Genomic DNA, 23,109 nt, shown 5'->3' with positions numbered 1-23,109 from the left:
TCGTGATCGTTGACGATGGGAGTACCACCTGACCACAACCGAAGGATCAAGAGCTCGTGAGCAGCAAGGTCCCCCCGATCATCCTGAACAACGGCGTCGAGATGCCCCAGCTGGGCTTCGGCGTCTGGCAGGTGCCGGACGACGAGGCGCAGACCGCCGTCGCCCAGGCGCTGGAGGCCGGGTACCGCAGCATCGACACAGCGGCGATCTACGGCAATGAAGAGGGCACCGGCAGGGCGATCGCCGCCTCCGGTCTGGCCCGCGAGGATCTCTTCGTCACCACCAAGCTCTGGAACAGCGGCCAGGGGTACGACTCCACCCTCCGCGCCTTCGACACCTCGCTGGCGAAGCTCGGCCTGGACTACCTCGACCTCTACCTCATCCACTGGCCCATGCCCGCCAAGGGGACGTACGTCGACACCTACAAGGCGTTCGAGAAGCTCCTGGCCGACGGGCGGGTCCGCGCCATCGGTGTGTCCAACTTCCTGCCGGAGCACCTGGAGCGGCTGACCGCCGAGACGTCGGTGATCCCGGCCGTCAACCAGATCGAGCTGCACCCCCACCTCCAGCAGCACGCCGCCCGCGAGGTGCACGCCGAGCAGGGCATCGCCACCGAGGCCTGGTCCCCGCTCGGCTCCGGCAAGGGCATCCTGGACATCCCGGCGATCGTCGCGATCGCCCAGAAGCACGGGCGCACCCCGGCCCAGGTCGTGCTGCGCTGGCACCTCCAGCTGGGCAACGTGGTGATCCCGAAGTCGGTGACGCCGTCCCGGATCAAGGAGAACATCGACGTGTTCGGCTTCACCCTGGACACCGAGGACCTCGCGGCGATCAGCGCGCTGAACGAGGACCGGCGGCTGGGCCCGGACCCGGCGGACGTCAACTCCTGAGCGGAGACACACAAAGAGGGGCCCGGCCGCGGGTGCGGCCGGGCCCTCCCCGTGTCCCGTGCGGGTCAGTTGGGCTGCCCCAGCGGCCGTACGACCACGGTGTTGACGTCGACCCCGGCGGGCTGGGTCATGGCCCAGACGACCGAGTCGGCGATCTGGTCGGCGGTGAGCAGCTCGCCGGGCGGCAGACCGCCGGTGGCGTCCCAGAACGGGGTCTCCACCCGGCCGGGCGCGATCAGGGTCACGCCCACGCCCCACTGCGTCACCTCGCGCCGGGTGTTCTCGGCGAGGCCGGTCACCGCCCACTTGGTGGCGCCGTAGATGTTGCCCGGTGTGTTCACGAAGCCGGCGACGCTGCCGACCAGCACGACGCGTCCGCGGGTCCGCTTGAGCGCGTCGATGGACGCCCTGATCAGCAGGGCCGGGCCCAGCACGTTGGTCAGCACCATCTCGGACCAGCCCGCGGGGTCGCCCTCGGCGACCGAGTCGTGGGTGGCGAAACCGGCGTTGGCGACGACCGTGTCGAGCCGGCCGAACTCCTTCAGCGCGGCCTCGACCGCGGCCACCACGTCGGCGTGCTCGGCGGCGTTGCCCTGGATCGTCAGCAGGCCCTCCGGGTCGCCGAGTTCCGCGCTGAACGCCCGCAGCCTCGCCTCCCCGCGTCCCGTGACGGCCACCCGCTGCCCCGCGTCCAGCAGCCGTCGGGCGACAGCCGCTCCGATGCCGCTGCCGCCCCCGGTGATGAGCGTGACGGATGTGTCGGTCATGAGTCCCCCCGCGTCTGTTCCTGCGTGTCTGTTCCTGCTCGTCTCACTGGCAGCGGGGAGTCCATCACTTGGAGCGCTCTCGAAGTCAAGCCCTGGCGTCAAACCGCCCGGACCGCCGTGTACACGGTGTGCGCCACCAGCACGAACACGTCCTGGCGCCGGTGCACGCCCGCCTCGTCGGCGGGGTCGAGCAGCCGGTCCAGGGTGGCGAGGTCGTCGGCGTCCAGAGCGTCCCCGATCCGCTCGCGCAGCCGGGACAGGGACGTGGCGACGTAGTCGCGGGCGGCGTCGGAGAGGGGCGCGGGCAGGTCGAGGAGGAAGCTGCGGGTGCCGGTGTGCTTCAGTCCCGCGGCGGTCAGCATCGCGGGCCAGTCCTCGGCCTCGGCCACGGAGTCCGGCAGGTCGGCGCGCATCTCGGCGAAGGCGTCCTCCTCCACGGCGCGGATCCTGGCCTGGAGCCCGGGGCGCCCGATCCCGATGTCGCGGGGCAGGAACCGGGCGGGCAGTCCGCCCTCCAGGATCGCCAGGGTGCCGCCGGGGGCGAGGTGCCCGCCGAGAGCGGCGAGCGCCGCGCGCTGGTCGGGCAGGTGGTGCAGGCTCTGGCTGGCCCACATCAGGTCGGCTGGGTAGTCCAGCTCGGCCAGCGCGCCGGGCAGGTCCCCGGCGAGGGTGCCGAAGCGGTCGGCGAACCCGAGCCGCTCGGCACGGGCGCGGGCCCGTTCGAGCAGCGGTCCGGCACCGTCGGCGGCGACGACGCGGGCGCCGGGGAAGGTGTCGGCGAACAGGCAGGAGACGACGCCGGGGCCGCTGCCGACGTCGACGACCAGTCCCGGCTCGGTCACCTCCCGGGCCAGCCAGGCCAAGGCCTGCCGGTACAACGGCGTGTACAGCTCGGCCTGCGCCTCCAGGTGCGGGGCCATCTCGGCCCAGTCGATGTCGGCGTGGTCGTGCGTGTGGCCGTGGCCGTGTCCTCGCCCGTGTCCCTGCTCGTGGGCGGGGCCGTGTGTGTCGTGGTGAAGGTGGTCGTGCGCCATGCCGGTCAGCCTCCCGTTCGCGGTGCCGTCAGAGTGCGACGACTCACCGGCGGGGCGCAACCGAAGTTGCCGCTCCCGCAAAAAAGACGGGAGGCCACCGGGGCCCGGCCCGCAAGGACCGGACCCCGACGGCTCACCCGCGCGGCGTGCGCGGGAGCCCGCTCACGACAGGGGCGGGTAGGCGTTCTTCATGAGCTCCTGGAACTGCGCGGAGAACCACTTCCCGGAGATGGGGGCGTCCGGAAGGGCGCCGGACATGTTGTTGCCGTTGCGAGCGTTACCGGTGTACGTCGGGTCGCACATCCGGTCGAATCCCTTGCCCTCGTCGTTCGGGATCTCCTTGCTCGCGCCGTCCGACTCACCCGGCGGCTTCATCCACACGTAGGCGTCGATACCCGGCTCGGGGTCGGCCTGCGGCCGTTCGCCGAGGCCCGCTCCGGACTGGTTGCACCAGTTGCCGAGGTGGATGCGGCGGTCGTAGCGGCCGCCGTTGACGTAGGTGTCGACGTTCGTGGTGGCGCCGGGGCCGGTGGGCCGCTGGGTGCCGCCCCAGCCGTTGCGGGAGGTGTCGATCAGCATGCCGATCTTGGGGTCGAAGCCGATCGAGACCAGCTTGTCGCGCATGGCCTGCGCATAGGACAGCTCGTCGGTGTAGCGGTTCCAGTCGACCCACTTGGACTGGCGCACGGACGTCCCGTTCACACTGTCCGTGATCTTGAAGTTGTCCTCCTTCAGCGCGCTGTAGTTGGCGGTGTTGACGATGAAGCCGTGGACGTCGTTGACGGTCGCGCCCTCGGTGGTGGCGGCCGTCTTGAACATGTCGGCCGAGGCGCCGAAGTTGTCGTCCCAGCCGAGCCAGCCGTGGTGGCCGGCGTCGATGTAGTTGTAGACGTTGCCGATGTCACCGAGCTTGTTCAGGGCGTAGCCGACGCCCTTCTGGTAGTTGCCGTTGGCCTTCATCACGTCGCAGTTGGGCGTGGCGGTCGGCCGGCCCGAGACGTTGGTGACGAGGTTGGGCAGCGAGTCGATCTCGACCGTGGTGACGATCCGCAGCGAGGCGTACTTCGGGTCGGCGAGGATCGCGGCGATCGGGTCGATGTAGTCCGTCTTGTACTTGTCGATCTCCGTCGGGCCCAGCTCGCCGTTGGAAGCCAGGGCCGAACAGTCACGTCCGGGCAGGTTGTAGATGACGAGCTGGACGTACAGCTCGCCGGAGCCCTTCTGCTTCAGCGCCTCGTCGAGGTGGTCGCGCAGGCCCATGCCGCCGTTGGCGCCCTCGATGGCCGCGATCCGGTCCAGCCAGACGCCGGTGGGCTGGTCGGCGATCCGGCTGCCGCCGGGTTCGGCCGCCGCCTTCTCGGCCCACTCCGGGTTCACGTATCCCTTGGCGCCGGCGTACGGGTTGTCCACCCGGTCGGACGGGCCGGTGGGGTCGGTCGGGTCCGTGGGGTCGGTCGGGTCCGTCGGATCGGTCGGGCCTCCGTCCACGTTGCAGGTCACGCCGTTGAGGGTGAAGGTGGCCGGGATCGCGTTGCTGCCGCTGTAGGTGGCCTGGAAGCCGAAGCTCGCCGAACCGCCGGTGGACAGGGTGCCGTTGTAGGACTCGCTCGCCGCGGTGACGGCGGCACCGCTCTGACTGACCTTCGCGTTCCAGCCGTTGGTGACCTTCTGGCTGCCGGCGTAGGTCCATCCCAGCGACCAGCTGGACGTGGCCGCACCGTTGTTGGTGACGGTCACGGCAGCGGTGAATCCGCTTCCCCAGTCGTTCTGCACCTTGTAGTCGACGGTGCAGGCGGCGGCCGCGGCTCCGGCGCTCGCGGAGTGGGCGGCCAGTGCCGTGCCGGAGGCTCCGGCGACCAGCGTCAGGGCGGCGAGCATCGCGGTTCTGGTACGGGTCATGAGTGCGGGTTCCTTCTTTCGTGGGGGTGCTGCTGTCGTCCGGGGCCGCGCCCGCGTCGGCGCGGCCCTGCCGATCGGCATGGGGGTGCCGTCGTGATCGGAGGTCAGGAACGACCCGCGGGCAGGGTGGAACAGCCCGAGGGGTGAGCGATCCGGCACACGGGCCGGCGAGGCGTCGGACAGGTAGCGGCCACGGCTGCGGCAACGGCTGAAAGTCCTGAACGCGGGGGGTGGAGCGGGGGGTGGCGCATGAGCGACTCCTTGCAGTTCGGGCGCGCCGTGACGGACGCGTCGACTGGTGGAACCGCTCCCACTGGTGCAGCGAAGGTAGCGCCAAGTGACGGCAAAGAACAGAGGAGTTACCGACTTTCTCCCCGCCGGCACTGTCGAATCTTTTCGACTCTCCACACATCTTGACCGCACCAGGCACCCTCTCCACTATGGGAGCGCTCCCACTGGTTCAAGGCTTGTTGCTCCTCCCCCACTCCCTCCCCGAGCCGCAAGGAGGAACCAGCACCATGCACTCAGGACACAGACCCAGACGCCGCACCGCGCGGCGATGGTGGACCGCCGCGCTGGCGGCGCTCGCACTCCCCCTCACGATGCTGGGCACAGGTTCGACTCCGGCCCAGGCGGCCGCACTTCAGTGCAGCGTGGACTACAAGACCAACGACTGGGGCGCCGGCTTCACCGCGGAGCTGACGCTGACCAACCACGGCACGGACGCCATCGACGGCTGGACGCTGACCTACTCCTACGCGGGCAACCAGAAGCTCACGAACGGCTGGAACGGCACCTGGTCCCAGTCCGGGCAGACCGTCACCGTGAAGAACGCCTCCTACAACGCGCGGATCGCCGCCGGGGCAGCCGTCTCCACCGGCGGGCAGTTCACGTACAGCGGCAGCAACGCCGCGCCGACCGGCTTCGCCGTCAACGGCACCTCCTGCACCGGCGCGCACCAGCCGCCGATCACCGTGCTGACCAGCCCCGAGGCGGGCGCCGTGTACTCGCAGGGCGAGGCGGTGCCGCTGGCGGCCACGGCGGCCGCCGCCGACGGCGCCACGATCAGCAAGGTGGAGTTCTACGACGACGCCACACTGCTGGGCACCGACACCAGTTCGCCCTACACGTACTCGGCCTCTGGCTTGACCGTGGGCAGTCATTCCCTGGTGGCGAAGGCCTACGACAGCATGGGCGCCTCCGCGGACTCGACCCCGGTCGGCGTCACGGTGGCCGCGGGACCGACCGTGGTCGCGTCACCGGGCCAACTGGGCGTTCAGCAGGGCGAGTCGGGCACGTACGAGGTCAAGCTCTCCGAGCAGCCGACCGCGAACGTGACCGTCACGACCTCCCGTGCGAGCGGCAACACGGGCCTGACGCTCACCGGCGGTTCGAGCCTCACCTTCACCCCGTCGAACTGGGACACCGCCCAGCGGGTGACCGTCTCGGCGGACGCCTCCGGCAGCGGCTCGGCGGTCTTCGAGTCGACGGCCCCCGGCCACGGCAAGGCCGCCGTCACCGTGACCCAGCTGGCGGCGGCGAAGGACTACGACGCCCGCTTCCTGGAGCTCTACGGCAAGATCACCGACCCGGCCAGCGGCTACTTCTCGCCCGAGGGCATCCCCTACCACTCGGTGGAGACCCTCATCGTCGAGGCGCCGGACCACGGCCACGAGACCACGTCGGAGGCGTACAGCTACCTGCTGTGGCTCCAGGCCATGTACGGAAAGGTGACCGGCGACTGGTCGAGGTTCAACAACGCCTGGGAGATCATGGAGACGTACATGATCCCCACCCACGCCGACCAGCCGACCAACTCCTCCTACAACGCCTCGAAGCCGGCGACCTACGCGCCCGAGCTGGACACGCCGAACGAGTACCCGGCCCCGCTGGACGGCGCCGTGCCGGTCGGCGCGGACCCGATCGCCGGTGAGCTGAAGTCGGCGTACGGCACGGACGACGTGTACGGCATGCACTGGCTCCAGGACGTCGACAACACCTACGGCTACGGCAACTCGCCCGGCAAGTGCGAGGCGGGCCCCTCCGACACCGGCCCGTCCTACATCAACACCTTCCAGCGCGGCGCGCAGGAGTCGGTGTGGGAGACGGTGCCGCAGCCGACCTGCGACGCGTTCAAGTACGGCGGCAAGAACGGCTACCTGGACCTGTTCACCGGTGACGCCTCCTACGCCAAGCAGTGGAAGTTCACCAATGCCCCGGACGCCGACGCACGCGCCGTGCAGGCCGCGTACTGGGCGGACATCTGGGCCGGGGAGCAGGGCAAGAGCGACGAGATCTCCGCGACCCTCGACAAGGCCGCGAAGATGGGCGACTACCTGCGCTACGCCATGTTCGACAAGTACTTCAAGAAGGTCGGCAACTGCGTGGGGCCGTCGAGCTGCCCGGCCGGCACCGGCAAGGGCTCCTCGCACTACCTGCTGTCCTGGTACTACGCCTGGGGCGGCGCGGTGGACACCTCGGCGGGCTGGGCCTGGCGCATCGGCTCCAGCCACACCCACGGCGGCTACCAGAACCCGCTGGCCGCGTACGCCCTGAGCACCGACGCCGACCTGAAGCCCAAGTCGGCGACGGGCCAGTCCGACTGGGCCAAGTCCCTGGACCGGCAGGTGGAGTTCTACCGCTGGCTGCAGTCCGACGAGGGTGCCATCGCGGGCGGCGCGACCAACAGCTGGGCGGGCCGGTACGCGACGCCGCCGACCGGTACGCCGACCTTCTACGGCATGTACTACGACGAGAAGCCGGTGTACCACGACCCGCCGTCCAACCAGTGGTTCGGATTCCAGGCGTGGTCCATGGAGCGGGTCGCCGAGTACTACCAGCAGAGCGGTGACGCCGACGCCAAGGCGGTCCTGGACAAGTGGGTCGACTGGGCCCTCTCGGAGACGACCGTCAACCCGGACGGCACCTTCCGGATCCCGTCGACGCTCCAGTGGTCGGGGCAGCCCGACACCTGGAACGCCTCGTCCCCGGGTGACAACGGCGACCTGCACGTCACGGTCGCCGACTACACCAACGACGTCGGTGTGGCGGCCGCGTACGCCAAGACCCTGACGTACTACGCCGACCGCTCGGGCGACCCGGAGGCGGCCTCGACCGCCAAGGCGCTGCTGGACGGCATGTGGGAGAACAACCAGGACGCGCTCGGCATCGCCGTCCCGGAGACCCGCGCCGACTACAACCGGTTCGACGACGGCGTCTACGTCCCGAACGGCTGGACCGGCACCATGCCGAACGGCGACACGGTCGACGCCTCGTCGACCTTCGCCTCGATCCGCTCCTTCTACCAGGACGACCCGGCCTGGTCGAAGATCGAGAGCTACCTCCAGGGCGGCGCCGCGCCCACGTTCACGTACCACCGGTTCTGGGCCCAGGCGGACATAGCCCTCGCCATGGGTTCGTACGCGGAGCTACTGGAATAGCCCCCGCGAGGCGCTCCGCGGGTTGAGCGGTTCGTTTTCGGCTGCCGGCCGTGTGTGGCTGGTCGCGCAGTTCCCCGCGCCCCTTGCCGGGGCGCGGTGGGCACCGCCTCTTCCTCGGTCGCCTGACGGCTCCGTGTACACGGTCTTGTCACCGGACGACGAGACCACCTGACCGGGCGGCCCCGACCACGCCGGGGCCGCCCGGTCCTCGCATGTGTTCTGTTCCTGACGGAAGGACGGTTCCCCACCGTGCGAAGAACCCGGATCCTCACCGTGCTCCTGGCCCTCGCGGCCGGGCTGCTGGCGGGCAGCCCGCCCACCGCGCTGGCCGCACAGGCCCCGAAGGCGGCCGCCGCCGACAGCTACACCTGGAAGAACGCCCGCATCGACGGAGGCGGCTTCGTCCCCGGCATCGTCTTCAACCGCACCGAGAAGGACCTGGCCTACGCCCGCACCGACATCGGCGGCGCCTACCGCTGGCAGGAGTCCTCCCACACCTGGACGCCGCTGCTCGACCACGTCGGCTGGGACGACTGGGGCCACACGGGCGTGGTCAGCGTCGCCTCCGACTCCGTCGACCCCGACCGGGTGTACGCGGCGGTCGGCACGTACACCAACGACTGGGACCCGACGAACGGCGCGGTGCTGCGCTCCGCCGACCGGGGCGCGAGCTGGCAGAAGACGGATCTGCCGTTCAAGCTGGGCGGCAACATGCCGGGCCGCGGCATGGGCGAGCGCCTGGCCGTCGACCCGCACGACAACGACGTGCTGTACCTGGGCGCGCCCAGCGGGCACGGCCTGTGGCGGTCCACCGACGCGGGCGTCACCTGGTCCGAGGTGACGGCCTTCCCGAACCCGGGCAATTACGCGCAGGACCCGGCCGACACGTCCGGCTACGCCTCCGACAACCAGGGCATCACCTGGGTCACCTTCGACGAGTCCACGGGCGGCGGCGCGGGCACGGCGACGGGGACGATCTACGTCGGCGTCGCCGACAAGGAGAACGCGGTCTACCGCTCGACGGACGCGGGCGCGAGCTGGGAGCGGCTCGCCGGGCAGCCGACCGGCTATCTGGCCCACAAGGGCGTGCTGGACGCCGAGAACGGCTACCTGTACCTCGCCTACAGCGACACCGGCGGCCCGTACGACGGCGGCAAGGGCCGGCTGTACCGGTACGCGACCGCGACCGGCACCTGGACGGACATCAGTCCGGCGGCGGAGGCGGACACCTACTACGGCTTCAGCGGCCTGACCGTCGACCGGCAGCGCCCAGGGACGGTGATGGCGACCGCGTACAGCTCGTGGTGGCCGGACACGCAGATCTTCCGGTCGAAGGACAGCGGCGGCACGTGGACCCAGGCCTGGAACTACACGTCGTATCCGGACCGCGAGAACCGCTACACGATGGACGTGTCGTCCTCCCCCTGGCTCACCTGGGGCGCGAACCCCACGCCGCCCGAGCAGACGCCGAAGCTGGGCTGGATGACGGAGGCGCTGGAGATCGACCCGTTCGACTCGGACCGGATGATGTACGGCACGGGCGCCACCGTCTACGGCACGGAGAACCTGACCGAGTGGGACCGGCAGGGCGGCACCTTCACCATCGAGCCGATGGTGCGCGGCCTGGAGGAGACGGCGGTCAACGACCTGGCGTCACCCCCTTCGGGCGCCCCGCTGCTCAGCGCCCTGGGTGACATCGGCGGCTTCCGGCACACCAGCCTGACCGAGGTCCCGTCGATGATGTACACCTCGCCGAACTTCACCTCGACGACGAGTCTGGACTTCGCCGGGACCAAGCCGGACGTCGTCGTCCGGGCGGGCAACCTCGACTCCGGCCCGCACGTGGCGTTCTCCACGGACAACGGCGCCAACTGGTTCGGCGGTACCGACCCGTCGGGGGTGAGCGGCGGCGGCACGGTCGCGGCGGGCGCGGACGGCAGCCGCTTCGTGTGGAGCCCGGAGGGCACGGGCGTCCAGTACACGACGGGTTTCGGCACCTCGTGGCAGGCGTCGGCCGGCATCCCGGCGGGCGCGATCGTCGAGTCCGACCGGGTGGACCCCGCGACCTTCTACGGCTTCAAGTCCGGGAAGTTCTACGTCAGCACGGACGGCGGCGCCACCTTCACCGCGTCGGCGGCGACCGGGCTGCCCGCCGGTGACAGCGTCCGCTTCAAGGCGCTGCCGGGCGGGGAGGGCGACGTCTGGCTGGCGGGCGGTGCGGCGGACGGCCCGTACGGGCTGTGGCACTCGACGGACGGCGGCGCGAGCTTCACCAAGCTGGCGAACGTCGGCGCGGCGGACACCGTCGGCTTCGGCAAGGCGGCCCCGGGCGCCTCCTACCAGACCCTCTTCACCAGCGCGGAGATCGGCGGGGTGCGCGGCATCTTCCGCTCCACCGACACGGGCGCGACCTGGACCCGGGTCAACGACGACGCCCACCAGTGGGGCTGGACCGGCGCGGCCATCACCGGCGACCCGCGGGTCTACGGCCGGGTGTACGTGGCGACCAACGGCCGGGGGGTCGTCTACGGCGACACCTCGGACACCGGCGGGGGCACCGATCCGGGCACCGGTCCCGACCCGGAGCCCGCCGGTGCCTGCGAGGTGACGTACACCGTCACGAACCAGTGGCCGGGCGGCTTCCAGGCGGACGTCCGGGTGACCAACACCGGCACCTCGGCCTGGAACGGCTGGTCCCTGGGCTGGTCGTTCCCCGGCGACCAGAAGGTCACCCGGATGTGGAACGCCGAACCCGCCCAGTCCGGCACCGCGGTGACGGTGCGGAACGTCTCCTGGAACGCCGGGGTCGCACCCGGCGCCTCGGTGAGCTTCGGCTTCACGGGGAGCTGGTCGGAGGCGAACGCGGAACCGCCCTCGTTCGCGCGGGAGGACCAGGCCTGCGAACGGGCATGACCCTCCGGGAGGGCGCGAGCCGGTGGCGCGCCCTCCCGACCCCGTGACCAGTGCGCCCGTTTCGCGCCCTTGTGGCCCTGCTGCACATCTTCGACCGTTGTGTCAGTGAGAGTGCTCGGCAAGGACAGGGGGCGTCGCATGGCACGGACCTGGGAGGGGCCGGCGGGCCGGCTGCTGCTCGCACTGGCGGTGCTGCTGCACCGGACGGTCACGGACAGGGCCGCCAAGAGAAGACTCGAGCACTGGCGCAACGCCGCCCTGCGCGCCGCGCACCGGAGGGGCGTGCCGGTGGACGTGCTCGCCTCCCGGACGCGGCTGACGCAGCGGTGGGTGAGGACGGTGGTCACCGGCGGGAAGCCCCCGCCGGTGGACGAGGCCGCGTGAGGATCAGGGCGTGTAAACCGACGGCCTCGGGGCCGTGGACATGCCCGCGCCGAGGAAGAAGCTCGGGTGCGGGGGCTGGTTGTACGCCGTGTCCTGCCAGGCCAGGGCGGTGCGGTACTGGGTGTCGTGGAGGAGGGTGGTGATGCGGGTGTCCGTGTCGTAGGGGGTGGAGTAGATGCGCAGGGCCGTGTTGTCCGACGTGCGCCAGACGACCTCCTCCCGCCAGTCGCCGAGGATGTCCCCGGCGAGCACCGGGGTGGCCTTCGTGCCGTTGTTGGACGCGACGCCGGAGCCGGTGAGGAGGCGGGTGTCGCCGGAGGTGCCGTACTTGTCGACGTGGGTGCCGTCGAGGAGTTCGCGGACGGGGTCGCCGTCCCACCAGGACAGGAAGTTGGCGCTGGAGGGCTTGCGGCTGTGCACGACGGTGCCCTTGGGGTTGCGGATGCCGCTCTCGGCGGACGACCAGGACTCGGCGCCCGCGCTGCCCGACCAGATGTCGGCGGCGACGCCGCGGCCGTTGTCGCCGCTCGCGCCGGTGGACCAGAGGATCTGGCCCGTGCGCGCGTCCGCCATCCAGGACGAGGGCTTCGAGCCGTCCTCGTCGACCTTGAACTCCTCCAGGCCCGCGCGGGACGGGTCGAAGTCGCCGACGTGCATGGCGTCGCCGTGGCCGTTCCGCGTGGTCCACAGGGCGTTGCCGTTGTCGTCCACGGCCATCGCGCCGTAGACGATCTCGTCCCGGCCGTCGCCGTCGACGTCCGCGACGGAGAGCTGGTGGTTGCCCTGGCCGTCGTAGCCCTTGCCGCTGTTGGTCGAGGAGTTGGTGTCGAAGGTCCAGCGGCGGGTGAACTGACCGCCCCGCCAGTCCCAGGCCGCGATCACCGTGCGGGTGTAGTAGCCGCGCGCCATGATCACGGAGGGGCGGGAGCCGTCCAGGTACGCCGTGCCCGCGAGGAAGCGGTCGACGCGGTTGCCGTAGGAGTCGCCCCAGGAGGAGACCGAGCCCCGGGCGGGGACGTAGTCCACGGTGCCCATGGCCTTGCCGGTCTGGCCGTTGAACATCGTCAGGTACTCGGGGCCCGACAGCACGTAGCCGGAGGAGTTGCGGTGGTCGGCCGAGGAGCTGCCGATGACCGCGCCGGTGCCGTCCTTGGTGCCGTCGGCGGTCTTCATGGCGACCTCGGCGCGGCCGTCGCCGTCGTAGTCGTACACCTGGAACTGGGTGTAGTGGGCGCCGGAGCGGATGTTGCGGCCCAGGTCGACGCGCCACAGGCGGGTGCCGTCGAGCCTGACGCCGTCGACGATCGTGTTGCCGGTGTATCCGGACTGGGAGTTGTCCTTGGCGTTGGTCGGCTGCCATTTGAGGACGATGTCGAGCGCGCCGTCGCCGTCGAGGTCGCCGACGGAGGCGTCGTTGGCCTCGTAGGTGTAGGAGACGCCGTCGGGGGTGGTGCCGCCGGACGGCGGGCTGATCGGTACGTCCTTGTAGCCGGCGCGGAACTGGATCGCGTGGACGGAGTCGCCCTGCTCCGTGCCGTTCACGACCGCGCGGACGGTGTAGTCGGCCTGGGAGGGGGCTCCGGCGTGGAAGTAGGTGGTGGAGCCGGTGACCGGGCTGGAGTTGACCTTGGTGCCGGCCCGGTAGACGTTGAAGGAGACGTTGTCCGGGTCGGTGCCCAGCCAGCGCCAGCTGACCAGGTTGCCGTCGCCGGTGTGGACGCTGACGACGCCCCGGTCCAGGGCCTCGACCTGGCGTGCCGTGGCGGCCTCGGCGGTGTCGGGGGCGAGCGTCGTCAGGCCCGCGCCCACGAGCCCGGCGGCGGCGAAGGCCGCGGCCAGGGCGAGGGGGCGTCTGCGGTGCCTGCGAGGACTGCGGGAGCCGGTGTGGGGGTGCCTCACGGGTCGGACCTCCTGGAGGACGGACGGATTCCGCCTCTCAGTCGCCGCCCGGGGCAGCCGGGTTGCCGCCCTTCGCCGCCGACTTCCTGAACGCCGTGAGGGTGAAGACCGGGTCGGGCCGGGGCCGGTCCTGGTCCGGCAGGGCGGCCAGCCGCGCGGCGAACTCCTCGGCGAGCGGCTCGCCCGGCGGCAGTGTGACGAACCAGCCGCGCCGCAGGTCCGCGATCGTGCGGCGGGGGCTGCGGCCCTGGCCGTGGCCGGTGAAACGGGCCCGGCCGCAGGGGACCAGGCCGTACTCGCGGGCGTACGCCTCGACGAGCTGGGCGGCGTCGTGCGCGGTGCTGGGCGGGCGGGTGGCGAGGACGGCGTCGATGTCGCTGCCCACGTTGTGCGAGGCGCCCTTGTCGACCGTGGTCACGTACGTACCGCCGGGCCGCAGCACGCGGGCGCACTCGGCGACGATGGCCCGCACGTTCTCCGCGCCGCCGGCCAGGTGCAGCAGCCACACACTGGACACCGCGTCGAACTCGCCGTCGGCGAAGGGCAGTCGGCGGCTGTCGGCGAGCACGACGGCGCCGGGCAGCCGGGCGGCGGCGCGGCACGCCATGGCGGGGGCGAGGTCGACGCCGGTCACCCGCAGGCCGTCACGTCCGGCCACGATCCGCCGGGTGACGATGCCGGTGCCGCAGGCCACGTCGAGCAGCCTGCGGGCCTGTCGCGGCACCAGGCTCAGCACGGCCCGGGCGGCCGCCGCGGCCCGGGGCTCGCCGCCGCGCGAGTCGTCGTACCGTTCCGCTTCCTTGTCGTAGTCGAGCACATCGTCAGTGTGCCCCGTGACCGGCGGCCAGGTCCTCCACCCTGCGGGCGAGCTCGACGTCCTTCTCGGTGACGGCGCCGCCCGCACTGTGGGTGTGCACGGCGAGGGCGACCGTGTTGTACCCGAGGGTCAGGTCGGAGTGGTGGTCCAGCTCCTCCTGCACCTGGGCGATGTGGACGACCATCGCGGTCGCCGCGAAGTGCGAGCCGAGCCGGTAGGAGCGGGTGAGGCGGCCGGCGTCGAGGGACCAGCCGGGCAGTCCGGCGAGCCGTTCCTCGAGCTCCTGCGGCGACAGCGGTTCGACGGGCATGTGCTGGGCTCCTTCGCTGGTGGGCTCGACGGACGGATGCGCTCTCGACGGGCGGACGCGCTTCAGCCTGCCACAGCGCGGCCGCTCCGGCGCGGCCCGGCGTCGACTACCGTGCTGCGTATGACCGCACTCGTGTCCGGCACCGCCCCCGCCACCGACCGGGGGGTGGGGCCGATGCTGCGCGCCTGGCGGGAGCGGCGGCGGGTCAGCCAGCTGGAGCTGGCGCTGCGCGCCGATTCCTCCGCCCGGCACATCAGTTTCGTCGAGACGGGCCGTTCCCGGCCGAGCGAGGAGATGGTGCTGCGCCTCGCCGAGCACCTGGACGTCCCCGTGCGTGAGCGCAACGCGCTGCTGCTCGCGGCCGGTTACGCCCCGCGCTACCCGGAAACCCCCTTGGACGACCCCGCGCTGGGTGCCCTGCGCGAGGGCATGGAGCGGCTGATCCGGGGCTACGAGCCGTATCCGGCGCTGGTCGTCGACGCGACGTACCAGGTGCTGGCGGCCAACCGGGGGATCGCGATGCTGATGGGCGGCGTCGCGGAGCACCTGCTCGCGCCGCCGCTGAACGCGATCCGGCTGACGCTGCACCCGGAGGGGCTGGCGCCGCGCATCCGCAATCTGCGCGAATGGCGCGGGCACCTGCTGGAGCAGATGCAGCGGCAGATCGCCCTGCACCGCTCGCGGCCGCTGCGGGAGCTGTACGACGAGGTGGTGGCGTATCCGGTGCCGGAGACCAGGCCGGCCGGCGAGCCCGACGAGCCGGTGCCGTACTTCGCGCTGCCGATGCGGATCGAGCACGAGGGCCACGTCCTGTCGTTCATCTCGTCCATCTCCACCTTCAACACCCCGATGGACGTGACGGTCGCCGAGCTGGCCATCGAGACGCTGCTCCCGGCCGACTCGGCGACGGTCGAGTACCTTCACTCGCTGCTGTCCTGACCCTGCCTCAGGGCGCCGTACTGGAGCAGGGCGAAGCCGGTGACGACGGCGGCCTGGAGCACCGTCCACACCACTCCGGCCGTGGTCGGCGTGAGCCAGAGGGCGAGCGCGACGAAGCTGACGGCCGCCCAGGCCAGGTTGGCCTCGACGACGGCCCGGACGGCGAGCGGCCGGGGCCGGGGGCGGGCCGCCAGCAGGCCCACGCACCCGGCGTAGACCGCGAGGAAGGCGCCGAGGGCGAGGAGCAGCCCGGAGCCGGCGCCGAGGTAGTCGCCGAGCGGGCCGGAGAGCGCGAGGTAGGCGAGCGCGTTGGCGCCGGTCACCGCCGCGTCGAGGGCGAGGAAGCGGCGGAGCATCAGCCGCGGCTCGGCCGTACGGGCGAGTGCGGCCAGCTGGTGCGTGGACATGACGAGTCAGCCTCCGTCGGGTCGGACATGCTGGGGTGTCGGCCGGGTCCCGGGCCGGAGTGCGCCGGTCCGGAACCCGGTGGCTCCACGATCCCGCCCGGCAGGGGCGCGGTCGATTACCCGGCGGGTAATGCGTCCGGTACACGAATGATCCACGAACACCCCTGTGAGACTGACAGAGGAACATGACAGACTGCGGTGAGACTTGGGCGCGTTGGGGAGGCGTGGCGTGAGCGAGCGGCGGGCCGCACCCACCGTGGGCCAGGTGGTCCTCGGCAGACGGCTGCAGGAACTGCGGGAGACGGCGGGCCTCAAGCGCGAGGAGGCCGCCAAGGTGCTCCGGGTGGCCCCGGCGACGGTGCGGCGCATGGAGATGGCCGAGGTCGCGCTGAAAATACCGTATGTCCAGATACTGCTGACGGCGTACGGAGTCGCCGGTGACGAGGTCGCCGCGTTCGTCGCACTCGCCGAGGAGGCGAACCAGCCGGGCTGGTGGCAGCGGTACCACGACGTGCTGCCGGACTGGTTCAGCCTGTACGTGAGCCTGGAGGGCGCCGCGCGGATCGTCCGCTCCTACGAGCCGCACTTCGTCCCGGGCCTGCTGCAGACCGAGGACTACGCGCGCTCGGTCCTGGAGGCCGGGACCATCGGCAACGCGGGCGGGGACGCGGTGGAGCGGCACGTGTCCCTGCGCATGGAGCGGCAGCGCCTCCTCGAGCGCCCGGACCCGCCCCACCTGTGGGTGGTGATGGACGAGACGGTGCTGAAGCGGCCGGTGAGCATCCACGGCCGGGTGATGCGCGAGCAGCTCGACAAGCTGCTGGAGTTCGCCGGCCGGGACCGGGTGACGCTCCAGGTCGCCGAGTTCGAGGACGGGCCGCACCCGGGGACGTACGCACCGTTCACCCTGTTCCGGTTCGCGGAGCCCGAGCTGCCCGACATGGTCTTCACCGAGTACCTGACGGGAGCCCTGTACCTGGACTCCCGCACCGAGGTCTCGGCGCACCTCGAGGTGCTGGACCACATGACGGCGCGCGCCGCCTCGACCCAGCGCACCGAGAAGATCCTGCGCGCGTACCGCGAGAACTTCTGACCGCGACGACCCGCCGGGCAACCCCGGACGGCCCGCCACGCAGCCCCTGAGGAGACGACACCGCATGACCGGATCCGAGCCCGCGCCCCTCGACACCAGCCGCCCGCACCCGGCCCGGGTCTACGACTGGTGGCTGGGCGGCAAGGACAACTACCCGGTGGACGAGGAGCTGGCCCGCAGGATCCTCGCGGCGGACAGCACGGCGGTGCGCGGGGCGCGGGCGAACCGGCGGTTCATGCACCGGGCGGTCCGTACCCTCGCCGAGGCCGGGATCCGCCAGTTCCTGGACATAGGCACCGGCATCCCCACCGAGCCGAACCTGCACCAGGTGGCCCAGGCGGTGGCCGCGGAGTCCCGGATCGTCTACGCCGACAACGACCCGATCGTCCTCAGGCACGCGGAGGCGCTGCTGCACGGCTCGGCGGAGGGCGCGACCGACTACGTCCACGCGGACGTCCGGGACCCGGACCTGATCCTGCGGCTGGCGGGCGAGTCCCTGGACTTCGACCGGCCCGTCGCGCTGTCGCTGGTGGCCCTGACCCACTACCTCGGCGACGCGGCCGAGGGCGACGACGTGCACGGCCTGCTCAAGCGGTACACCGACGTGCTGGCACCGGGCAGCTTCCTGGTCCTCTCCCAGGTCACGCCCGACCTGAACCCGGAGGCGGTGGGGAAGGCCGCGGAGCTGTTCGCCCGCAGCGGCACCCCTTTCCACCCGCGCTCCCTGACCGAGTTCGCCCGCTTCTTCGACGGCCTGGAGCTGCTGGGCCCCGGCATCATCCCGGTCACCGGCTGGCGGCCGGAGCCGGAGGACGTGGCGGCCCAGGCGGAGGGCATCGTGCCGGTGTACGCGGGGGTGGCGCGCAAGCCCTGACCGGCACGGTGCGCATCCCCTCCCCCTGACCTCCGGTCGCCCGCCCCCTGACCCGTACGGGCGCCGCGAACAGGTGCGCTCCCGGGCCCGCCCCTAGGTTCGGGAACCAGGGCCTGGCGAGCACCAGGGACCGGTGAGCCAAGGGAGCGCACGTGACCGACACGCGGACACCGCCCACCGAGCCGGGCGCGGCGCTGCTGCGGGCGGGACGGTTCTTCCGGCCGGGCACCGCCGCGCCCGACCTGCACAGCATCGGGCTGGTCGGCGGGCGGGAGTCGGACGCCTTCTACCGGGACCGCTGGAGCCACGACAAGGTCGTGACCTCCACGCACGGCGTGAACTGCACGGGTTCGTGCCGGTGGAACGTGTTCGTCAAGGACGGCATCATCACCTGGGAGACCCAGGCCACGGACTATCCGTCGGTCGGCCCGGACCGCCCCGAGTACGAGCCGCGCGGCTGCCCCCGCGGCGCGGCCTTCTCCTGGTACACCTACTCGCCGACCCGGGTGCGCTACCCCTACGTGCGCGGGGTGCTCCTGGAGATGTACCGGGAGGCGAAGGCCCGGCTGACGGACCCGGTGCTGGCCTGGGCCGACGTCCAGGGCGATCCGGAGCGCCGCGGGCGTTACCAGCGGGCGCGCGGCAAGGGCGGTCTGGTCCGGGCGAGCTGGGACGAGGCGGTCGAGATGGTGGCCGCGGCCCATGTGCACACCATCCGCACGTGGGGCCCCGACCGCATCGCGGGCTTCTCCCCCATCCCCGCGATGTCGATGGTGTCGCACGCGGCCGGCGCCCGCTTCCACTCGCTGATCGGCGCCCCGATGCTGTCGTTCTACGACTGGTACGCCGACCTGCCCGTGGCCTCCCCGCAGGTCTTCGGCGACCAGACGGACGTGCCGGAGTCGGGCGACTGGTGGGACGCCGCGTACCTGATCATGTGGGGCACGAACGTGCCGGTGACCCGTACGCCGGACGCGCACTGGATGGCGGAGGCACGCTACCGGGGCCAGAAGGTGGTCGTGGTCTCGCCCGACTACGCCGACAACACCAAGTTCGCCGACCAGTGGCTGCACCCGCACCCCGGGACGGACGCCGCGCTGGCGATGGCGATGGGGCACGTGGTGCTCAAGGAGTTCTTCGTCGACCGCGAGACCCCCTTCTTCGACGACTACGTGCGGCGCTTCACCGACCTGCCGTTCCTGGTGACGCTGACCGAGCGGGACGGGGCGTTCGTCCCGGGCAAGTTCCTGCGCGCCGCCGACCTGGGGCAGGGCGGTGACGACGCCCAGTGGAAGACGGTCGTCCTGGACGGCGCGACGGGCCGCGCGGTGGTCCCGAACGGCTCGCTGGGCTTTCGCTGGAACGAGGCCGACCGGGGAAAGTGGAACCTGGACCTGGGTGACGTACGCCCCCGGCTGAGCCTGCACGGCCACGAGATGGCATCGGGCGTGGAGGTGCTGCTCCCCCGCTTCGACACCGAGGGCGGCACGCACGGGCAGGGCCGCGGCGACGTGCTGCGCCGGGGAGTGCCGGCGACGCGGCTCGGCGGGGCGACCGGGCCGCTGGTGACCACGGTGTTCGACCTGCTCCTCGCCCAGTACGGCGTGGCCCGGCCGGACCTGCCGGGCGACTGGCCGGCGTCGTACGAGGACGCCGACGCGCCCGCGACCCCCGCCTGGCAGGAGACGCACACCTCGGTCCCGGCGGCGGCCTGTGTGCGGATCGCCCGCGAGTTCGCGCGGACGGCGGAGCGGTCCAAGGGCCGCTGCATGATCCTGATGGGCGCGGGCACCAACCACTGGTTCCACTCCGAGACGATCTACCGGGCCTTCCTGGCCCTGCTCCAGCTCACCGGCTGCCAGGGCCGCAACGGCGGCGGCTGGGCGCACTACGTCGGCCAGGAGAAGTGCCGCCCCGTGACCGGCTGGGCGACGCTGGCCGCCGCGTCGGACTGGTCCCGGCCACCCCGCCAGGCGATCGGCACCGGGTACTGGTACCTGCACACCGACCAGTGGCGCTACGACCGCTTCCACGCCGACGTCCTCGCCTCACCGCTGGGCGAGGGGCGGCTCGCGGGGATGGCGGGCGCGGACTGCCTCGCCCTGTCGGCGCGCACGGGCTGGATGCCCTCGTACCCGACCTTCGACCGCAACCCGCTGGAGCTGGGCGAGACCTTCGGCGACCCGGTGGCGAGCGCGGTGGCCGAACTGCGGGCGGGAACGCTCAGGTTCGCCGGCGAGGACCCGGACGCGCCGCGGAACTGGCCGCGCGTCGTCACCCTGTGGCGGGCCAACCTGCTCGGCTCGTCCGGCAAGGGCGCCGAGTACTTCACCAAGCACCTGCTGGGCACCCAGTCCTCGCTGCGGGCCGAGGAGGCGGCGCCCGGCGAGCGGCCCCGGGACGTGGTCTGGCACGGGGAGGCACCCGAGGGGAAGCTCGACCTGCTGCTGTCGCTGGACTTCCGGCACACCTCCTCGACGCTGCTCTCGGACGTGGTGCTGCCCGCCGCGACCTGGTACGAGAAGCACGACCTGTCCAGCACGGACATGCACCCCTACGTGCACGCCTTCTCCCCGGCGGTGAACCCGCCGTGGCAGGCGCGCACCGACTTCGACACCTTCAAGCTCCTCGCGGAGAAGGTGAGCGAGCTGGCCGTGGACCACCTCGGGGTCCGCAAGGACCTGGTGGCCGCGCCGCTCCAGCACGACACGCCCGGCGAGATCGCCCAGCCGGGCGGCGTCGTACGGGACTGGCGGCGCGGGGAGTGCGAGCCGGTGCCCGGGAAGACCATGCCGAACCTCGTCGTCGTCGAGCGCGACTACACGGCGATCGGCGCGAAGTTCGCCGCGCTCGGGCCGCTGGTGGAGGCCAAGGGCCTGCCCGCCAAGGGCATCACGCTGAAGCCGGACGAGGAGGTGGCGCGGCTGCGGGACCTGAACGGCACCGTGCGCGGCGGCCCGGCCGACGGGCGTCCGGCGCTGGACACGGCGGTGAAGGCGGCCAACACCATCCTGTCGCTGTCCGGCACCACCAACGGCCGCCTGGCCACCCAGGGCTTTCGCACCCTGGAGGCGAAGACCGGGCAGGAGATGGCCCACCTGGCCGCCGAGCACGAGGGCAAGCGGATCACCTACGCCGACACCCAGGCGGCGCCCGTGCCGGTGATCACCTCGCCGGAGTGGTCGGGCAGTGAGGCGGGCGGGCGCCGCTACACGGCGTTCACGCTCAACACCGAGCACCTCAAGCCCTGGCACACCCTCACCGGGCGGCAGCACTTCTTCGTCGACCACGACTGGATGCACGAGCTGGGCGAGGCGCTGCCGGTGTACCGGCCACCGCTGGACATGCACCGGCTGTTCGGCGAACCCCGGCTCGGCCCCGACGGGCACCGCGAGGTGACGGTCCGCTACCTCACCCCGCACAACAAGTGGTCCATCCACTCCGAGTACCAGGACAACCTGTTCATGCTGGCCCTGTCCCGGGGCGGCCAGACCATCTGGATGTCCGCCGAGGACGCGGCCGCGATCGGGGTCGCGGACGACGACTGGATCGAGGCGGTCAACCGCAACGGCGTGGTCGTGGCCCGCGCGATCGTCTCGCACCGGATGCCGCCGGGCACGGTCTTCATGCACCACGCCCAGGAACGCACGGTCAACGTGCCGCTCGCCGAGACGACCGGCAGGCGCGGCGGCGTCCACAACTCGCTCACCCGCCTGCTCCTCAAGCCGACCCATCTGATCGGCGGCTACGCCCAGTTGTCCTGGGCGTTCAACTATCTGGGCCCGACGGGCAACCAGCGCGACGAGGTGACCGTGATCCGTCGCCGTTCCCAGGAGGTCGAGTACTGATGCGCCCGATGGCCCAGGTCGCGATGGTCATGAACCTCGACAAGTGCATCGGCTGCCATACCTGTTCGGTCACCTGCAAGCAGGCGTGGACCAACCGGCGGGGCATGGAGTACGTCTGGTTCAACAACGTCGAGACCCGCCCCGGACAGGGCTACCCGCGCCGCTACGAGGACCAGGAGAGGTGGCGGGGCGGCTGGGAGCTGAACCGGCGCGGCGCGCTGAGGCTGAAGGCCGGCGGCCGGTTCAGGAAGCTCGCCGGGATCTTCTCCAACCCGCGCCTGCCGGAGATCAAGGACTACTACGAGCCCTGGACGTACGACTACAAGAACCTCACCGACGCCCCGCTCGGCACCGACTACCCCGTCGCCCGGCCCGTCTCGCAGCTCGACGGCAAGCCGATGAAGATCGGCTGGTCCTCGAACTGGGACGACAGCCTGGGCGGCGCCCCCGCCTACGGCGACCTGGACCCGATGGTGGAGCGCACCCGGCAGCAGGCCTCGGAGAAGGTGCGGTTCGCCTACGAAGAGACCTTCATGTTCTACCTGCCGCGGATCTGCGAGCACTGCCTGAACCCCTCGTGCGTCGCGTCGTGCCCGTCGGGGGCGATGTACAAGCGCGTCGAGGACGGCATCGTCCTGGTCGACCAGGACCGCTGCCGGGGCTGGCGGATGTGCGTGACCGGCTGCCCGTACAAGAAGGTGTACTTCAACCACCGCACCGGCAAGGCCGAGAAGTGCACCTTCTGCTACCCCCGCATCGAGGTGGGCCAGCCCACGGTCTGCTCGGAGACCTGCGTCGGGCGGCTCAGGTACCTGGGAGTCGTCCTCTACGACGCCGACAAGGTGACCGAGGCCGCCGAGACACCAAACGAACGCGACCTGTACGAAGCGCAGTTGGGTGTCTTCCTCGACCCGCAGGACCCGGAGGTGCGGCGGGCCGCCGAGGAGGCCGGGATCCCGTTCGACTGGATCGAGGCGGCCCGGCGCTCCCCCGTGCACGCGCTGGTCAGCAGGTACCGGGTGGCGCTGCCCCTGCATCCTGAGTACCGCACGATGCCGATGGTCTGGTACATCCCGCCGCTGTCGCCGGTGGTGGACGCGCTGACGGAGACCGGGCACGACGGCGAGGACGCGGACAACCTGTTCGGCGCGATCGACACGCTGCGCATTCCGCTGGAGTACCTGGCCGAGCTGTTCACGGCCGGTGACACCGGGCCGGTGCGGGCGTCGCTGGAGAAGCTCGCGGCGATGCGCGCCCACATGCGGTCGGTGAACCTGGGCGAGGACCCGGACCCGGCCGTCTGCGCGGGTGTCGGCATGCGCCCCGAGGAGGTCGAGGAGATGTACCGGCTGCTGGCGATCGCCAAGTACGAGGAGCGGTACGTGATCCCGACGGCGGCCGTCGGGGACGCGCACCGGCTGGAGGCGTCGGCCCTGCCGGACACGTGCAGCCTCGACACCGACGGCGGGCCGGGCATGGGCGGCGACGGGCCCTTCGGCCAGGACTCGGGACGCAAGCGGCTGCCGCTGGTGCCGGTGGAGAACTTCCACATCCTGCGCAGGCGGCAGACCGCGGACGACGAGAGGGAGGTCTGA

Annotated in this window: 16 protein-coding genes; 9 read left to right on the top strand and 7 right to left on the bottom strand. The window is 71.7% G+C overall.

What is annotated here, in order from left to right; genetic code table 11:
* Positions 1–56: 56 nt before the first annotated feature.
* On the top strand, positions 57–890 hold the full coding sequence (locus tag ACZ6IM_RS25505; protein ID WP_469559340.1) for an aldo/keto reductase: 834 nt from the start codon (positions 57–59) through the stop codon (positions 888–890).
* A 65-nt stretch (positions 891–955) separates the two neighbouring features.
* Here ACZ6IM_RS25505 and ACZ6IM_RS25500 read toward each other — a convergent pair whose 3' ends face one another.
* The 3 genes from ACZ6IM_RS25500 to ACZ6IM_RS25490 form a co-directional block, all read right to left on the bottom strand.
* Positions 956–1,657 carry an SDR family oxidoreductase gene (locus ACZ6IM_RS25500; RefSeq protein WP_469559337.1) on the bottom strand — a complete coding sequence of 234 codons (702 nt, stop codon included), beginning with the start codon at positions 1,655–1,657 and terminating at the stop codon, positions 956–958.
* A gap of 98 nt (positions 1,658–1,755) precedes the next feature.
* Positions 1,756–2,691, bottom strand: a complete 936-nt coding sequence (locus ACZ6IM_RS25495) for a class I SAM-dependent methyltransferase (RefSeq protein ID WP_469559334.1) — start codon at positions 2,689–2,691, stop codon at positions 1,756–1,758.
* A 162-nt stretch (positions 2,692–2,853) separates the two neighbouring features.
* Positions 2,854–4,590, bottom strand: coding sequence for a glycoside hydrolase family 6 protein (locus ACZ6IM_RS25490; RefSeq protein WP_469559331.1), 1,737 nt, complete (start codon positions 4,588–4,590; stop codon positions 2,854–2,856).
* Between the two features lie 518 nt (positions 4,591–5,108).
* Here ACZ6IM_RS25490 and ACZ6IM_RS25485 point away from each other — a divergent pair.
* The 3 genes from ACZ6IM_RS25485 (at position 5,109) to ACZ6IM_RS25475 (ending at position 11,327) form a co-directional block, all read left to right on the top strand.
* The gene (locus ACZ6IM_RS25485; RefSeq protein WP_469559328.1) at positions 5,109–8,030 is read left to right on the top strand and encodes a glycoside hydrolase family 48 protein; all 2,922 of its coding nucleotides are present in this window, start codon (positions 5,109–5,111) and stop codon (positions 8,028–8,030) included.
* Between the two features lie 249 nt (positions 8,031–8,279).
* On the top strand, positions 8,280–10,943 hold the full coding sequence (locus ACZ6IM_RS25480; RefSeq protein ID WP_469559325.1) for a cellulose binding domain-containing protein: 2,664 nt from the start codon (positions 8,280–8,282) through the stop codon (positions 10,941–10,943).
* A gap of 138 nt (positions 10,944–11,081) precedes the next feature.
* Positions 11,082–11,327 (top strand): hypothetical protein, encoded by a 246-nt coding sequence (locus tag ACZ6IM_RS25475; protein WP_052840497.1) that lies wholly within the window; start codon positions 11,082–11,084, stop codon positions 11,325–11,327.
* A 3-nt stretch (positions 11,328–11,330) separates the two neighbouring features.
* On the opposite strand, the gene ACZ6IM_RS25470 is transcribed toward ACZ6IM_RS25475, so the two are convergent.
* The 3 genes from ACZ6IM_RS25470 to ACZ6IM_RS25460 are packed head-to-tail and all read right to left on the bottom strand — an operon-like array spanning position 11,331 to position 14,353.
* Entirely contained in the window at positions 11,331–13,226 is a 1,896-nt protein-coding gene (locus ACZ6IM_RS25470; protein ID WP_469559322.1) for a rhamnogalacturonan lyase, read from the bottom strand.
* A gap of 37 nt (positions 13,227–13,263) precedes the next feature.
* A complete protein-coding gene (locus ACZ6IM_RS25465; protein WP_052840499.1) occupies positions 13,264–14,043 on the bottom strand; it encodes a class I SAM-dependent methyltransferase in 780 nt (259 codons plus the stop codon).
* Between the two features lie 4 nt (positions 14,044–14,047).
* The gene (locus ACZ6IM_RS25460; protein ID WP_052840500.1) at positions 14,048–14,353 is read right to left on the bottom strand and encodes a 4a-hydroxytetrahydrobiopterin dehydratase; all 306 of its coding nucleotides are present in this window, start codon (positions 14,351–14,353) and stop codon (positions 14,048–14,050) included.
* A 120-nt stretch (positions 14,354–14,473) separates the two neighbouring features.
* Between ACZ6IM_RS25460 and ACZ6IM_RS25455 the strand changes: the two genes are divergently transcribed.
* The gene (locus ACZ6IM_RS25455) at positions 14,474–15,292 is read left to right on the top strand and encodes a helix-turn-helix domain-containing protein (protein WP_469559318.1); all 819 of its coding nucleotides are present in this window, start codon (positions 14,474–14,476) and stop codon (positions 15,290–15,292) included.
* On the opposite strand, the gene ACZ6IM_RS25450 is transcribed toward ACZ6IM_RS25455, so the two are convergent.
* Positions 15,274–15,699: a hypothetical protein gene (locus ACZ6IM_RS25450; RefSeq protein WP_052840502.1), complete on the bottom strand. Its 426-nt coding sequence runs from the start codon at positions 15,697–15,699 to the stop codon at positions 15,274–15,276. The two genes, ACZ6IM_RS25455 and ACZ6IM_RS25450, sit on opposite strands and share 19 nt — an antisense overlap.
* A gap of 229 nt (positions 15,700–15,928) precedes the next feature.
* On the opposite strand from ACZ6IM_RS25450, the gene ACZ6IM_RS25445 reads away from it, so the two are divergent.
* The 4 genes from ACZ6IM_RS25445 to narH all read left to right on the top strand — a co-directional run bounded on the left by ACZ6IM_RS25445 (position 15,929) and on the right by narH (position 23,109).
* The gene (locus ACZ6IM_RS25445) at positions 15,929–16,792 is read left to right on the top strand and encodes a helix-turn-helix domain-containing protein (RefSeq protein ID WP_052840503.1); all 864 of its coding nucleotides are present in this window, start codon (positions 15,929–15,931) and stop codon (positions 16,790–16,792) included.
* A gap of 64 nt (positions 16,793–16,856) precedes the next feature.
* Positions 16,857–17,666, top strand: coding sequence for an SAM-dependent methyltransferase (locus ACZ6IM_RS25440; protein WP_469559313.1), 810 nt, complete (start codon positions 16,857–16,859; stop codon positions 17,664–17,666).
* A gap of 152 nt (positions 17,667–17,818) precedes the next feature.
* Positions 17,819–21,514 carry a nitrate reductase subunit alpha gene (locus ACZ6IM_RS25435; protein ID WP_052840505.1) on the top strand — a complete coding sequence of 1,232 codons (3,696 nt, stop codon included), beginning with the start codon at positions 17,819–17,821 and terminating at the stop codon, positions 21,512–21,514.
* On the top strand, positions 21,514–23,109 hold the full coding sequence (gene narH / locus ACZ6IM_RS25430) for a nitrate reductase subunit beta (RefSeq protein WP_469559309.1): 1,596 nt from the start codon (positions 21,514–21,516) through the stop codon (positions 23,107–23,109). Before ACZ6IM_RS25435 ends, narH begins: the two co-directional genes overlap by 1 nt.

It is taken from the genome of Streptomyces sp. NPDC042336 (assembly GCF_055581985.1).
This window is presented reverse-complemented; position numbering and strand designations above follow the sequence as displayed.